Here is a 13,354-nt window from a genome sequence, read left to right on the forward strand (position 1 = left end):
AGCTCACAACTCTTCGGTCAGAGCGGTGTTGATCAATGACTTGAGCGTGCTCGGCTCCACGGCACCGATGACGCGGGCGCGGACCCGGCCTTGGCGGTCCAGCACCAGGGTGGATGGAACAGCTTGCAGCGGAACGTATTTGGTCATCGCGAGCTGGATGTTCCCATCGGTATCCTGAATCGACTCATAAGGAATCTCGAAGGTGCGTTCAAAGGCCTTGGCAGCTTCGGCTTCATCGCGCACGTTGACGCCGATGAATTCGACCTTCTCGCCAAACTCTTCAGCGATTTTCTTCAAATCCGGTGCCTCGATACGGCACGGTGCGCAGGCGGCATACCAGAAGTTCATCACGACCGGCTTGCCCTGCCACTGAGTGAAATCGATGTCGGTGCCGTGGTAGGTGGACGCCTTGATGGTGACCGGTTCGCTGCGCTTGGCAACTTCGTATTCTTCAACGGCGCCATCGCCGGCAATGTAGTTCTTGCCGTCGCCGCTGTTGGCTTGTGCGGTCAGCGCATCTTCCTTGCCGCTGCAGGCAGCCAGCGGCACTACGGCCGCGGCAACCAGGAGCGTACGCAGCATGGTGCGGCGGCTGAACGGGCCAGGATTGGGCACAGGATCTGTCATTTTGCTTTAGGCTCCCGGAATATTCGCCGCGCCGGCTAGCAGCTCGGGGCACGGTTCGGTGTAACGCACGGAGACCAATTCGTCTCCTTCGAAATCAAAGCTGGTGATCGAAGCCAGTGTGCACTCGCGCTGGCGCGGATCATGCCACAGCGGCTTCTTCTCGGCGTCGCGGCGGGTGACCCAAATCGGCAGCTGGTGGCTGACGATGATGACTTCCGCCCCTTCGCCATGTTCAGCCACCGCGGCTTTGCGTTGCTCCGCCATGGCGGTGCGCATTCGCGCTACCTGCTCGGCATATGGTTCGCCCCACGAGGGCTTTAACGGATTGACCAGCAGCGGCCAGTATTTTGGCTTGCGCAGATGCTCGGCGACTTTGGACAGCCCCTGGAGCTTGTTGCCAGCTTCAATCACGCGCTCATCGGTGTGAATCTCCAAGCCCAAGGCCTTGGATGCCGGAGCAGCGGTCTGCTGGGCACGGACCAGCGGCGAGGCGACCAACCGAACGACGTTGCCGCCTTCGGCTTGGCGCTTGGCAAAATATTCGCCTGCCCCGTCAGCCATCTGGAAACCGAGTTCCGAGAGCCCGAAGCCGGGGATCCGGCCGTAGAGCATACGGTCAGGGTTGAAAACTTCCCCATGGCGCAACAAATGGACAGTCGATAAAGGCATGCTCCCAGTGTCTCAAATATTCGATGCAAAAGAGGCAATATGTGGCCACCGTCAACTATTCACAGGACACGCATTGGAATCCCATATGGAAAAACCATCCTTTCGGAGGGCTTGCTCACAATCCTCTGCCACTACGCTTGGTAATAAGACAGTTCGACCTAGAAGGATGCACCATGAGCAATAACGATCCTAACCAGCCGGGACAGCCATACAACCCGGATTCCGCGGGCCAGGGTTCGCAGCAGAACCCGTACAGCGAAAACCCTTACGGCCAGAACCCTTACGGCCAGAATCCCAATCCTTATGGGCAGCCGCAGGCACCGGGCTACGACCAGTACGCTGCCCAGGGCGGCTATGCCGCGGTGCAGCCACCGGTCGAGCGTCCTCGGACCTTGGCTATTGCTTTCGGGCTGATCATGCTTGCAGGTATTTTCAGTGCCCTCAGCAGCTGGCTGATGGCCACCTCCAACATGATGGCCAACATGATCGGCCAGCAGTGGTCGCTGGTTCAGGAAGAATTCCAGAACCAGATGCAAAGCACCCCGGGGATGAACGAGGATCCGCTCGTTGAACAGATGATGCAAAGTCCTGAAGCTTTCATGGCCCAGGTCAATTCGATGATCTCCAGCTTCGTGATTGTCGGCATGATCATTACCTTGGGCCTGTACTTCCTGGTGGGCTTCTTCGTTGGCCGCGGCGTGGGTGGCATGCGCATTCTCGCCACGATCCTTGCAGCGCTTTCACTGCTGAATCTGGTCACCACGGTTCCAATGGTCAGCATGTTCGCTGATACCCAAGCAGGCCTGATCAACGCGGTGTACGTAGTGGGAATCTTGCTGGGCGTTGCCGGCGTAGTCTTTGCCTGGCTGCGTCCATCCTCGGAGTACATTGCCCAGCGCCGCATGGCCCGCCGGGCTGGCTACCGCTAAACGCGCGCTGGGGTTTGCCTTCTAAGCCCAGAAGCACGAAAAGGCGTAGCTGCCTCATCCGCAATAAGGATGAGGCAGCTACGCCTTTCGTCGTTAGCGCAGGTCTAGTCTTGCGCTCAGCCCTGGACCGCGAGGTAAGCCAGGATCTGCAGTTCGGTGGACAGATCCACCCGGCGCAGATTCATTCCCTCTGGAACGCGCAGCGGCTTAGGTGCGAAGGACAGGACCGAGCGGACAGAGAGCTCAGCTAGTTCGTAAACCAGGTCCTGGGCGGCATCGCCAGGGATTGCCAGCACGGCAATGTTGATTTCTTCGCGCTGGACAACTTTTGCCAGGTCTCCGATTGCTTCCACGTGCAGCTCGCCAACTGCTTTGCCCACCAGCGCAGGATCGATATCCAAGATGGCCTTGACGTTGAAGCCGCGGGATTTGAAACCTGCATAGCCGCTCAGCGCGCGGCCGAGGTTACCTGCACCAAGGATGGCTACGCGCCAGTCCTGGTTCAAGCCCAGCGTGCGGCTGATATGTTCGGCAAGTTCACGGACCACGTAGCCGACCCCGCGGGTTCCATAAGAACCCAGCCAGGAAAGGTCCTTGCGCAGGATCGAGGGGTTCACGCCAGCTTCTTTGGCCAGCACCCCGGAACTGGTGCGTTCTAGTCCTTGGGCGTCCAAGGCATTTAGCGCGCGCAGGTACTGGGTCAGTCGAGCCAGCGTGGCCTCAGGCAACACCCGGGCTTCAAGCTCCGACATTTTCGTTCTCCCGCACTTTTCGGTGCTCTCTTCGAGCACAACGCAAAATCATTTATTCGGTAGCAGCTAGCTGCTCAGCAGCCGTTCCAGGCGTTGGGCATCGATGTGCCAGAAGTCCCGAACTTCGCCGTCGATCAGCAAGACTGGAACTTCCTCATGGTGCTTGGCAAGCAACTGCGGATCCTGGTCAATATCGAGTTCAGAGAATTCCATATGCAAGCGGCCTGTCACCTCAGCCACGGTTTCGCGTGCGGCCTGGCACAGGTGGCAGCCTTCTCGGACCAACAGCTGAATCTGATGCAAAGTACTCACCTGTCCATAATCTCACGAGCCGTAACCACGCTTAAACTTGGCGATGAAATAAACTGGATCAAATGCCTTCCATCGATCCTCACCTGAACCCGAATTCTTCCGTAGCTCCGGATACGGTTGCCGCTTTCTTCGACGTCGATAACACCCTGGTGCGTGGTGCGTCGCTGTATCTGCTGGCCCGCAAGCTCCATGAGCGCCGTTTCTTCCAGTTCCGTGAAATCCTCTGGTTCGCCCTGAAGCAATTGCGTTTTGCTGCACGCGGCGAACATCTAGGCGATATCCATCAGATTCGCGACCGTGCGCTGATGATGGTGCGGGGCATCCCGGTGTCCGAGATCGAGAAGATTGGAAACGAGATCTACGACGAATACATCGAGCCGAAGCTGTGGGCCGGTTCGGTGGCTATTGCGCGCCAGCATCGCACGGTGGGACGCGAGGTCTGGCTGGTCACGGCCACTCCCCTGGAAGTGGCGAATGTCATCTCAGATCGTTTGGAACTTACCGGTGCTTTGGGCACGGTAGTGGCCAGCGAGGACGGTTTTTACACCGGATCGCTGTCCAGCCCGATCCTGCATGCGGCGGAAAAGGCTCAGGCGGTACGCACCCTGGCCAAGGCTCGCGGCATCTCGCTATCCAAGTCCTGGGCCTACTCAGATTCCTACAATGATGTTCCGCTGCTTGAAGCTGTGGGCCATCCGGTGTGCATCAACCCCGATGCGCGGCTCCGTGCCTATGCCAAGCGCCGCGGATGGCAGGTCTATGACTTCCGGACCGGTCAGCGTGCCGCCAAACTCGGCCTGAAGACCGCTGGCGTGCTTGGGGCGCTCTGGGCGGCTCGACGTTCAATCCTGCGCCGTTCCGGCTCTTAGAAGGGCACTGAGCGGCTTTAGATAAAGCAATCGCCACCGTTCAACAGTTTCACTGTGAAGCGGTGGCGATGATTGCCTAGCGGCAAACGCTCAGAAGTATATTTACTTCTTATTGCGACGCTGGTGGCGGGTCTTGCGAAGCAATTTGCGGTGCTTCTTCTTCGACATACGCTTGCGGCGCTTCTTGATAACAGAGCCCATAATGGTTCCTCACAAACTAAATAAATGCGTCAACCCCAAACGCCTGCTTGCGCGCGTGCACAAGGACAAGGTTGACCCGACGTTAAACGTTCCTTAACAGATTACCCGCTTTTCGGCCATGCTCTGACCATCGCGCGGACTATCGACCGTAAGAACCGGTACCGTGCTGCGGATCAATGGCCGCAGCATTCAAGTAAGATTCCACGGCGTTTTCCGGAACGCGATAGGAGCGACCGAACTGAACAGCAGGCAAGTCGCCTGCGTGGATCAGCCGATAAACGGTCATTTTGGAAACACGCATCATGTCGGCCACTTCGGCCACAGTCATGAAACGGGCTCCGGCAAAATTCTGTTTATCCGTCATGCGGGATAATCTCCTGACGCTGATCTCTAATTCGTCGCGTAAATAATAGCGAAGATGAACTTACACGGCTTTGGATCAACATCGACGGTTCAGGTTCACATTCGCTTTGCACTAGTCTAATCGCACTTTTGTAACTTTTGCATCACGAAACACACCTGTAGCCTTTTGAATCACATTTTTTGATGCTTAAACGAAACAATCCGTGGGTTTTCCCTGAGATTCCCCAGTGAAAACCCACGGATTGGATCAAATTCACTTACTAGATGACGCCCTGAGCCAGCATTGCGTCAGCCACCTTCACGAAGCCAGCAATGTTTGCACCGGCAACATAGTTGCCTGGCATGCCGTATTCTTCTGCGGTGGCTGCACAGCTTGCGTGGATGCCGACCATGATCTCGCTCAGACGACGCTCAGTGTGCTCGAAGGTCCACGAGTCGCGGCTGGCGTTCTGCTGCATCTCCAGAGCCGAGGTAGCAACGCCACCGGCGTTAGCTGCCTTGCCCGGGCCAAAGAGCACCCCTGCGTCTTGGAAGATGGAAGTCGCTTCAGCGGTAGTAGGCATGTTGGCGCCTTCGGCCACGGCGATGGTGCCGGCAGCGACCATCTTCTTGGCAGCCGCGGCGCCCAGCTCGTTCTGGGTTGCACATGGCAAAGCCACGGTACCGGCAACGTCCCAGACGCTTCCTCCGGAAACGTACTTGACCTTCTTGCTGCCACGACGCTCGGCGTACTCCGAGATGCGTCCGCGCTCGACTTCCTTGATCTGGCGCAGCAACTCAAGGTCGATGCCGCCTTCATCAACGATGTAACCAGCCGAGTCGGAAGCGGTGACAACCTTCGCACCCAGTGACTGGGCCTTCTCGATGGCGTGGATTGCCACATTGCCCGAACCGGAGATGATCACGCGCTGGCCATCAAAGCTCTGGCCGCGGGTTTTGAGCATTTCTTCGGTGAAGATCACTGCGCCGTAGCCGGTGGCTTCTGGGCGAACCAGGGAACCGCCCCAGCTCAGGCCCTTGCCGGTCAACACTCCGGATTCGTAGCGGTTGGTGATGCGCTTGTATTGGCCGAAGAGGTAGCCGATTTCGCGGCCGCCCACGCCGATGTCGCCTGCTGGCACGTCGGTGTACTCGCCGATATGGCGGTAAAGCTCGGTCATGAAGGACTGGCAGAAGCGCATGACTTCGCCATCAGACTTGCCGCGTGGGTCGAAGTCCGAGCCGCCCTTGCCGCCGCCGATAGGCATGCCGGTCAGCGAGTTCTTGAAGATCTGCTCGAAGCCCAGGAACTTGACGATGCCCAGGTATACCGATGGGTGGAAACGCAGACCGCCCTTGTATGGACCCAGAGCCGAGTTGAATTCGACGCGGAAGCCACGGTTGATCTGTACACGATTTTCATCGTCAACCCATGGCACGCGGAAGATGATCTGGCGTTCAGGTTCGCACAAACGCTGCAGGATCGCGGCCTCAGCGTATTCAGGATGCTTGATCGATACTGCCTCAAGGCTATCGAATACTTCTGTGACGGCCTGATGGAATTCTGCTTCGCCGGGATTGCGGCGGAAGACTTCGTCGCGAATCGTCGCTAAGTGCTTATCCAAGTTTTTCTCCTCATCACTTGGGGCAGGCACGGGCGCACAAGGGGCCTCATAGCCGGCGTCACTGCCCCGCACACGAGAATGCCATGCTGAGCATTCTGAACAAAATTTTCATGTTATAAAACAGGATTGCGCGCGTAACTTAAATGATTGACCATTTTGCATGGTTGCAGCGCCGAACACTGGTCAACAGCTAGCGTCGACGGCCAAATCGTGGAAGTTTCTCAAAGAATTCCTGCGCACGTCCAGTGACTTGTTCCAAACCTTGGCCAACGCGGCGACCGATCTGACCAGTGGTCGGATTAGCCGCTGCAGCCAGCTGCCCGTCGGCTTCAGCCTCTGTGGTTGCAAGCTCCTGGCTCGGGGCTTGAACCGGTACCAGATCCGCGCACCAGTGCACCAGGTCTTCCAATGCAGAGGTATCAATGCTGTAGATACGGCGCTGCCCAGCAGCGGTCATGCTCACCAGCTCAGCCTCGCGCAAAACCTTCAGGTGCTTAGAAACGGTCGGTTGCGAGATCTCCAGTTCGGTAACCAGAGTGCCCACGGCCTTCGGCTCGTTTTTAAGCGCCTCGATAATCTTTCGTCGGGTTGGCTCAGCCAACGCCGAAAATACTTCGTCAATTGCCACACACATAACCCTAACGGCATATGACCAAATGGCAATCAATTTGCGCGCCCAAATGGCTGGGAAGCCATGTTGTTGCGCCCTGTGGTCGCACGGATACGGTCCTAGTCGAACCAGGGATCCAGGCCGAAGAACGGAAAGACTTCTTTGCGCGTAGCAATAATGGTCCGGTCCACCGGATCGGCAGGATCATATCCAACTTCCCAATTGCGCCACCATAATTGCGCGTCATCGCCCATGAGGTATGGCATGGCCCGTCCATACCGTTCCAATACATATCGACGGAAAGTTTCTGGAACATAGGTACGCAGCGGCATCGGCTTACCCGCAACAATTGCGGTCAGGTGCGTCCACGTGCGCGGTACGACTGCGGTGGCGTTATATCCGCCGCCTCCGGTAGCCAGCCACCGGCCCTCGCAGTGCTCATCTGCTAGCTGGGAGATGTCCAGGGCTGCTTGGCGCTGGGCATCAACTGAGAGTTTCAAGTTGCTCATGTCATCATCACGGTGCGCATCGCAGCCGTGCTGGGAGACGATGATTTCGGGTTTAAAGGCCCGCACCAGCTGCGGAACGATTGCATGGAACGCACGCATCCACCCCGAGTCCCCGGTCATGGCCGGCAGCGCAACATTCACGGCGCTGCCTTCGGCGTTCTTGCCACCAATTTCATTGGCGAATCCCGTACCGGGAAATAGCGACAGCCCGGACTCATGCAGCGAGATGGTAAGTACCCGTTCGTCATCCCAGAAGATCGACTCCGTGCCATCGCCATGGTGCGCATCCACATCGATGTAGACCACGCGCTTGGCGCCCTTTTCCAGCATCTGGTGGATTGCCGCTGCTGCATCGTTATAGATGCAGAAACCGCTGGCTTTGCTCTTGGCCGCATGGTGCATGCCTCCGGCGAAGTTGACCGCGCGGACCACGTCCAGATCCATGATGGCTTCGGCAGCTATGACCGAGCCACCGACTATCCGTCCGGCGGCTTCATGCATTCCGGCGAATACCGGGTCATCTTCGGTGCCCAGGCCGAATTCCTCAGCTACCAGCGTCGGGTCTTCGCTAACGCGGCGCACCTGATCGATGTAGCTTTGATCGTGGACCGTGCCGATGACCGCGTCCTCAGCGATTTCAGGAGCCTGGATCTTGACATTTTGCTCATCAAGAACTTTCAGCTCGTCGCTGAGTCGATAAGTCAGTTCAAGCCGTGAAGGGTGCATCGGATGCCAGTCACTGAATTTGTACTTCAGGAACTGTTCATCCCACATCACCATGGTTGGCCGTGGGGCATGCTCTGGATCTAACACGATTTCAGGCTACCCGATGGTGATCCAACTCATGAATTTATGGCAGTTTGCACGGCTTGTCGGCTCTTCAGGCGGGCAACGCAAGCGTTTAGCGGTGGAAACGCGTAAATTACTAGAAGGACTACCTGTCCGTCTTCGTAAAGAACTGTTCCCAAGGAAACGGCGAGTACTACATGAGCACAGCCAGCGCATCGAGCCCCAGCGCTCGGGCAGCTGAAATGCGTGAACAGCGTCGCAAGAAGTGGCTGGCAGTTCGCATCGCAGTTGCCGACTTCACCGTGCGCTCCCCCGCACGTTTGACCTTGGGCGCATTCCTCTTGGCCATCACCATCTTCACCTCCTTGCTCGCGGCTCCGTTCTCTTCGGCCACCGGCGAGGCCACTGCACTGCATGACGCATTGTTCACTGCGGTATCCGCGGTCTGCGTAACCGGTTTGACTACCGTTTCCACCGCTGTGCACTGGTCATTTGTGGGTCAGCTGATCATGTTGGTCGCAACGTTCATGGGTGGTCTGGGCATTTTGACCTTGGCCTCGATCATGTCCCTGGCGGTATCCCGCAAACTGGGTGTGCGCGCCAAGCTGATGGCTCAGAACTCGATGAACAGTTCCGGGGCCTCGGCGCTGGGCGAAATCAGTTCATTGCTGCGCATCGTGATCCTCACTGCAGTCAGTCTGCAGGCAGTGATCGCACTATTTCTGATTCCCCGCTTTTACATCCTGGGTGAAAGCGTCCTGTCTTCCATTTGGCATGGACTCTTCTATGCCGTGTCGTCTTTCAACAACGCAGGATTTACCCCGCACTCCGATGGTCTGGTGCCTTATGAGACCGACCTGTGGATCTTGGGACCGCTGATGGCCGCGGTCTTTACCGGTTCATTGGGCTTCCCAGTGATCATGGTGCTGCTGGCGCATAAGTTCAATGTGAAGAAATGGAACCTGCACACCAAGCTGACAGTGCTTACCACCACGATCTTGCTCTTTGCCGGATCCTTGCTGTGGATGATTTTCGAATGGGCCAATCCCAAGACCATCGGCGGGTTGTCCTTCGGAGACAAGGTCATCCATGGATTCTTCGCGTCCACCATGACCCGTTCTGGTGGCTTCAACTTGGTAGATCAAAATGACATCCACCAGGTCACCGTCTTGCTCAGCGATGCTCTGATGTTCGCCGGTGGCGGTTCGGCCTCCACCGCTGGCGGTATCAAGGTCACCACCATAGCCGTGATGTTCCTAGCGATTTTGGCTGAAGTGCGTGGTGACGTCGACGCACGCGCGTTCGGACGCCGGATCCCGCAGGGAACCATGCGCGTGGCAATCTCCGTGGTCGCCATGGGCGCTTCGCTGGTGATGCTCGCTACCGGCGCACTGGTCACCATCGATGAAGAGATAGGCTTCTCGCGTGCCCTGTTCGAGTCCATCTCGGCGTTTGCTACCGTTGGCCTGAGCAGTGGGGTTTCGCAGGAACTGCCTCCTGCCGGCAAGTATGTCTTGAGCGCGTTGATGTTTGCCGGACGTATCGGCAGTATTACCCTCGCCAGTGCATTGACCATGCGCCACCGCAATACACTGTTCAGACTTCCAGAAGAAAGGCCGCTCATTGGCTGACAAGAACATAGAACACAATGCCCCGGTATTGGTCATTGGGTTGGGCCGCTTCGGTGCTTCGGTCGCCGAGACGCTGGTCAAGCAGGGGCGCGAAGTATTGGCCATTGAGCGCAGCCCGGAGCTTGTGCAGCAGTGGGCCAGCACCCTGACCCACGTGGTTGCCGCCGATGCTACTAACATCGATGCGTTGCGCCAGCTTGGTGCCCAGGAGTTCTCTTCTGCTGTGGTGGGCGTAGGTACCTCCATCGAGTCCTCGGTGCTGATCACCGTGAATCTGGTGGATCTGGGAATCGAGCACTTGTGGGTCAAGGCCATTACGCCTTCACACGGAAAGATCCTGACCCGTATCGGCGCTAACCACGTCATCTACCCCGAAGCTGATGCTGGCGTTCGTGCCGCGCACTTGGTCGGGGGCCGCATGCTGGACTTCATCGAATTCGATGATGGCTTCGCCATCGTGAAAATGTATCCGCCGAAGGAAACCCAGGGCTTCACTTTGGCCCAATCCCAGGTTCGCTCGAAATACGGCGTGACCATCGTCGGAGTGAAGTCCCCCGGCGAAGATTTCACCTACGCGATGCCTGACACCATGGTTACACGTCGAGACGTATTGATCGTCTCCGGGCATGTGGACTTGCTCGAACGATTCGCAGCACGCCCCTAGGTCCAGAAGCACCAAGAACGGCGGTGGCCGGCAACCTCATTTGGTTGCCGGCCACCGCCGTTTGTTCTGTTGGTGCCTAGCCGAGTTCCGCGCTGAGCTGTGCAGCCCGGGCTGCTGCTGCTTGGGTGCCAGCAGCGATGATCTTGGGAATGCCCTGCTCATCGAAGGTGGCAATGGCCTGCTCGGTGGTGCCCTTCGGGCTGGTCACGGCTTTGCGCAGCGCTGCCGGGTTCGCTTCTGGATCAGCAAGCATCTTGCCGGCCCCGGCCACGGTGGCCCGTGCCAAGGCAATAGAAAGCTTTTCATCCAAGCCCATGGCCACACCGGCGTTAGCCATGGCTTCAGCTAGGTAGAAGGCGTAGGCCGGGCCAGAACCGGAAATGGCCGACAGCGCATTTTGCTGTTCTTCATCGATGACGTGCACGTCGCCGGATCCGGAGAGCAATTCGATGACCAGCTTGGTCTGAACTTCGCTCACACTGGCCGCCGGGCTGATGCCAACGACTCCGGCCCCAACCATCAAGGGCGTGTTCGGCATGGAACGGATCACTGGCTGGTCTGCTGGCAGGTGAGCCTGCATGCTGCTCAGGGTGATTGCTGCTGCCACGGAAACAACAACCTTGCTGGCATCCAGCGACGGAGAAATCTCTTCACACATCTGGGTGATTCCCACTGGCTTCACGCCCAGGAAGATGATGTCCGCGCTGGCGGCAGCCTTCTTGTTAGCTTCAGGGTCTTGCTCGTTGACCAAGACGTTGATGCCCAATTCGCGCAACTCAGCGGCGCGGTTATCGCTGCGCACGGTAGCGGTAATGAGCTGTGGATCGTGGCCCGATGCGATGATGCCACGCAGGATGGCCCCATTCATGGATCCGGCGCCGAGGAAGGACAGGGACAGATTCTTTGTTGCTTCACTCATATGGCTATTGTGTCATTGACGCAGGGTCACTACCGACTGTTAAGTGCTTGCGGGCGAATTCTAGGGTTTTTCCCAACCATTCTTCTTTTTGTCCTGCGTTGCGGGCCTTGCGGGTGGAGACCTCGACCGCGACCGTTCCCGTCCAGTTGGCGTCACGCAAATATTCCAGTGTTTCCGCCACCGGTTGCGTGCCTAACCCTGGCACCAAGTGTTCATCCTTGCCGTTATCCAGCCCATCGCACAGGTGCACGTGGGCAAGGCGCTGGCCGAGGTCTTCGACAGCTTGGCGCGAATCCATATTGGCAATGGCTGCATGGGAGAAATCCCAAGTCACATGCTGGTAATTTTGCGGCACTGGATTCCAGTGCGGAAGGTACATCTTCGCTTCGCGGCCGCGGGCTCGCCAAGGGTACATGTTCTCCACGGCAATTTTCATTCCAGTGGAGTCAAGGAGCCTTTGGACCCCTTCACCGAATTCTTCGGCATAGGATCCCTGCCATCTGAAAGGCGGATGCGCGACCACGACGCTTGCCCCGACTGCCTGGGCAAGGATCACCGAACGCTCGATTTTGGCCCATGCAGAACCCCAAACCTGCTGGGTCAGCAGCAGGGTCGGCGCGTGGATGGCCATAATAGGCAACTGGTACTTGTCCATCAAGGCTTTGAGCGCGGTAGCGGACTGGCTGGCCGCGTTGCCGGTGATGAGCACTTCCAGGCCGTCGTACCCCACGTCCTTGGCCATCGCAAAGGCATCATGGACGGTCAGTGGATAAACTGACGCGCTAGAGAGGGTAATTGGTATTCTCATGGTGCTCTTCTGGTCTTCCATGCTCTTGCCTCCTGTTACCGTGCCCTTGGTGCGGACACCGTCTAGCCAAGAAGGTTAGCTGCTGGGTTTGGCGAGAAATTTATACTTCTCGCTATCCAGAGCTACTTCCCCAACTCCAACGCTACTACTGAGCGGTGTCGCCGAGTCAAACATCACGTGATCAAAACGACGCAACATCAGGCCCTCACGGATAGCCCAAGGGCAAATCCTCACCGATTTCACCTTCAAAGCACTCATCGCTTCGTGAGCAACGATGGCACCAGCAAGCAATTGCGGTGCCCGGATCTCTGAAACACCTGGCAGTTCGGCACGCTCTGCCCAACTCATCGCTGTCAAGCGGTTGGTCCACAATTTCAACGAGTCTCGATGCAGCGTGCGTTTTACATACGGGCCTTCAGCACTCGGCGCGGCTCCGGTAATGCGAGCCAGTGAACGGAAAGTCTTGGAAGTCGCGGTGGCCAGCGTGGGCTTGCCGTACTGCCGCAGTTCGGTGGTTGGGTCGGAAAGCACGTCCCGCACGTAGGTGCGAAGCTCCTTGACTTCCTTCATGGAAGGCAGGTCATTGGGCAGCCATTCCCGAGTCAGCCGTCCCGCGCCCAGCGGCACGGAGAAAGCGGTCTGCGGGAATTCGTCAACGCCTAAGGCCAACTCCAGCGAACCGCCCCCCATATCCAAGTTCAAGATGGATTCCGAGGACCAACCGAACCAGCGGCGTACCGAGTAGAAGGTCATGCCCGCTTCTTCTTCACCGGTCAGTTCCATCAAGCTCACGCCGGTTTCAACTTCGACGCGTTCAAGTACGGCAGCACCGTTGGAAGACTCGCGGATCGCCGAGGTGCAGAATGCCATGAAGTCCTCGACCTGGTGGCCTTGGGCGAACTTGGCCGCTTCCTTGATGAAGGAGATCAGCTCAATTTGGCCTTCTTCGGTGATGGCGCCGTACTCGTTGAGGTAGCGCACCAAGGACAGGGGTCGCTTGTGCGACGCATAGGGAACCGGGCGTGCGCCTGGATATGCATCGACGAGCAACAAGTGGACGGTATTCGAACCGATATCCAATACACCGAGTCTCATGGT

General features: G+C 57.7%; 16 protein-coding genes. 4 read left to right on the forward strand and 12 right to left on the reverse strand.

Going from position 1 to position 13,354, the window contains the following annotated elements; translation table 11 throughout:
• Window positions 1–3 precede the first annotated feature (3 nt).
• Together AARI_RS13295 and AARI_RS13300 are read right to left on the reverse strand one after the other, a co-directional pair.
• The gene (locus AARI_RS13295) at window positions 4–627 is read right to left on the reverse strand and encodes a TlpA family protein disulfide reductase (protein ID WP_013349798.1); all 624 of its coding nucleotides are present in this window, start codon (window positions 625–627) and stop codon (window positions 4–6) included.
• 6 nt (window positions 628–633) lie between these two features.
• Window positions 634–1,296, reverse strand: coding sequence for a histidine phosphatase family protein (locus AARI_RS13300; RefSeq protein ID WP_013349799.1), 663 nt, complete (start codon window positions 1,294–1,296; stop codon window positions 634–636).
• Window positions 1,297–1,469: 173 nt separating this feature from the next.
• Here AARI_RS13300 and AARI_RS13305 point away from each other — a divergent pair, with 173 nt between their 5' ends.
• A complete protein-coding gene (locus AARI_RS13305) occupies window positions 1,470–2,225 on the forward strand; it encodes a hypothetical protein (RefSeq protein ID WP_013349800.1) in 756 nt (251 codons plus the stop codon).
• 116 nt (window positions 2,226–2,341) lie between these two features.
• On the opposite strand, the gene AARI_RS13310 is transcribed toward AARI_RS13305, so the two are convergent.
• Together AARI_RS13310 and AARI_RS13315 are read right to left on the reverse strand one after the other, a co-directional pair.
• The gene (locus AARI_RS13310; protein ID WP_257997908.1) at window positions 2,342–3,016 is read right to left on the reverse strand and encodes a redox-sensing transcriptional repressor Rex; all 675 of its coding nucleotides are present in this window, start codon (window positions 3,014–3,016) and stop codon (window positions 2,342–2,344) included.
• 27 nt (window positions 3,017–3,043) lie between these two features.
• Window positions 3,044–3,289 (reverse strand): glutaredoxin family protein, encoded by a 246-nt coding sequence (locus AARI_RS13315; protein WP_102597309.1) that lies wholly within the window; start codon window positions 3,287–3,289, stop codon window positions 3,044–3,046.
• A gap of 62 nt (window positions 3,290–3,351) precedes the next feature.
• On the opposite strand from AARI_RS13315, the gene AARI_RS13320 reads away from it, so the two are divergent.
• On the forward strand, window positions 3,352–4,158 hold the full coding sequence (locus AARI_RS13320; protein WP_013349803.1) for an HAD family hydrolase: 807 nt from the start codon (window positions 3,352–3,354) through the stop codon (window positions 4,156–4,158).
• A gap of 102 nt (window positions 4,159–4,260) precedes the next feature.
• Here the strand turns inward: AARI_RS13320 and AARI_RS19335 are convergent, their stop codons facing one another.
• The 5 genes from AARI_RS19335 to AARI_RS13340 form a co-directional block, all read right to left on the reverse strand.
• On the reverse strand, window positions 4,261–4,359 hold the full coding sequence (locus tag AARI_RS19335) for a 30S ribosomal protein bS22 (protein WP_005504750.1): 99 nt from the start codon (window positions 4,357–4,359) through the stop codon (window positions 4,261–4,263).
• 139 nt (window positions 4,360–4,498) lie between these two features.
• Entirely contained in the window at window positions 4,499–4,723 is a 225-nt protein-coding gene (locus AARI_RS13325; RefSeq protein ID WP_013349804.1) for a helix-turn-helix domain-containing protein, read from the reverse strand.
• A gap of 259 nt (window positions 4,724–4,982) precedes the next feature.
• Entirely contained in the window at window positions 4,983–6,326 is a 1,344-nt protein-coding gene (gdhA, locus tag AARI_RS13330) for an NADP-specific glutamate dehydrogenase (RefSeq protein WP_013349805.1), read from the reverse strand.
• 190 nt (window positions 6,327–6,516) lie between these two features.
• On the reverse strand, window positions 6,517–6,960 hold the full coding sequence (locus AARI_RS13335; protein ID WP_041648949.1) for an ArsR/SmtB family transcription factor: 444 nt from the start codon (window positions 6,958–6,960) through the stop codon (window positions 6,517–6,519).
• A gap of 95 nt (window positions 6,961–7,055) precedes the next feature.
• Window positions 7,056–8,225: an acetoin utilization protein AcuC gene (locus tag AARI_RS13340; RefSeq protein ID WP_049862645.1), complete on the reverse strand. Its 1,170-nt coding sequence runs from the start codon at window positions 8,223–8,225 to the stop codon at window positions 7,056–7,058.
• A gap of 206 nt (window positions 8,226–8,431) precedes the next feature.
• On the opposite strand from AARI_RS13340, the gene AARI_RS13345 reads away from it, so the two are divergent.
• Window positions 8,432–9,865 (forward strand): TrkH family potassium uptake protein, encoded by a 1,434-nt coding sequence (locus tag AARI_RS13345; protein WP_013349808.1) that lies wholly within the window; start codon window positions 8,432–8,434, stop codon window positions 9,863–9,865.
• A complete protein-coding gene (locus AARI_RS13350) occupies window positions 9,858–10,529 on the forward strand; it encodes a potassium channel family protein (protein WP_013349809.1) in 672 nt (223 codons plus the stop codon). Before AARI_RS13345 ends, AARI_RS13350 begins: the two co-directional genes overlap by 8 nt.
• Before the next feature lie 76 nt (window positions 10,530–10,605).
• On the opposite strand, the gene proC is transcribed toward AARI_RS13350, so the two are convergent.
• The 3 genes from proC to AARI_RS13365 are packed head-to-tail and all read right to left on the reverse strand — an operon-like array spanning window position 10,606 to window position 13,351.
• Window positions 10,606–11,448, reverse strand: coding sequence for a pyrroline-5-carboxylate reductase (proC, locus tag AARI_RS13355; protein WP_013349810.1), 843 nt, complete (start codon window positions 11,446–11,448; stop codon window positions 10,606–10,608).
• A gap of 4 nt (window positions 11,449–11,452) precedes the next feature.
• A complete protein-coding gene (locus tag AARI_RS13360) occupies window positions 11,453–12,277 on the reverse strand; it encodes a sugar phosphate isomerase/epimerase family protein (protein ID WP_013349811.1) in 825 nt (274 codons plus the stop codon).
• 54 nt (window positions 12,278–12,331) lie between these two features.
• Entirely contained in the window at window positions 12,332–13,351 is a 1,020-nt protein-coding gene (locus tag AARI_RS13365) for a Ppx/GppA phosphatase family protein (protein ID WP_013349812.1), read from the reverse strand.
• Between the last annotated feature and the right edge of the window lie 3 nt (window positions 13,352–13,354).

It is taken from the genome of Glutamicibacter arilaitensis Re117 (genome assembly GCF_000197735.1).
GTDB lineage: Bacteria > Actinomycetota > Actinomycetes > Actinomycetales > Micrococcaceae > Glutamicibacter > Glutamicibacter arilaitensis.

What these genes read in the sequence shown, in the direction of transcription:
- AARI_RS13295 (WP_013349798.1), bottom strand. Translation starts at nt 627, where the DNA reads ATGACAGATCCTGTGCCCAATCCTGGCCCGTTCAGCCGCCGCACCATG.
- AARI_RS13300 (WP_013349799.1), bottom strand. Translation starts at nt 1,296, where the DNA reads ATGCCTTTATCGACTGTCCATTTGTTGCGCCATGGGGAAGTTTTCAAC.
- AARI_RS13305 (WP_013349800.1), top strand. Translation starts at nt 1,470, where the DNA reads ATGAGCAATAACGATCCTAACCAGCCGGGACAGCCATACAACCCGGAT.
- AARI_RS13320 (WP_013349803.1), top strand. Translation starts at nt 3,352, where the DNA reads ATGCCTTCCATCGATCCTCACCTGAACCCGAATTCTTCCGTAGCTCCG.
- AARI_RS19335 (WP_005504750.1), bottom strand. Translation starts at nt 4,359, where the DNA reads ATGGGCTCTGTTATCAAGAAGCGCCGCAAGCGTATGTCGAAGAAGAAG.
- AARI_RS13325 (WP_013349804.1), bottom strand. Translation starts at nt 4,723, where the DNA reads ATGACGGATAAACAGAATTTTGCCGGAGCCCGTTTCATGACTGTGGCC.
- AARI_RS13335 (WP_041648949.1), bottom strand. Translation starts at nt 6,960, where the DNA reads ATGTGTGTGGCAATTGACGAAGTATTTTCGGCGTTGGCTGAGCCAACC.
- AARI_RS13340 (WP_049862645.1), bottom strand. Translation starts at nt 8,225, where the DNA reads ATGGTGATGTGGGATGAACAGTTCCTGAAGTACAAATTCAGTGACTGG.
- AARI_RS13345 (WP_013349808.1), top strand. Translation starts at nt 8,432, where the DNA reads ATGAGCACAGCCAGCGCATCGAGCCCCAGCGCTCGGGCAGCTGAAATG.
- proC (WP_013349810.1), bottom strand. Translation starts at nt 11,448, where the DNA reads ATGAGTGAAGCAACAAAGAATCTGTCCCTGTCCTTCCTCGGCGCCGGA.
- AARI_RS13360 (WP_013349811.1), bottom strand. Translation starts at nt 12,277, where the DNA reads ATGGAAGACCAGAAGAGCACCATGAGAATACCAATTACCCTCTCTAGC.
- AARI_RS13365 (WP_013349812.1), bottom strand. Translation starts at nt 13,351, where the DNA reads ATGAGACTCGGTGTATTGGATATCGGTTCGAATACCGTCCACTTGTTG.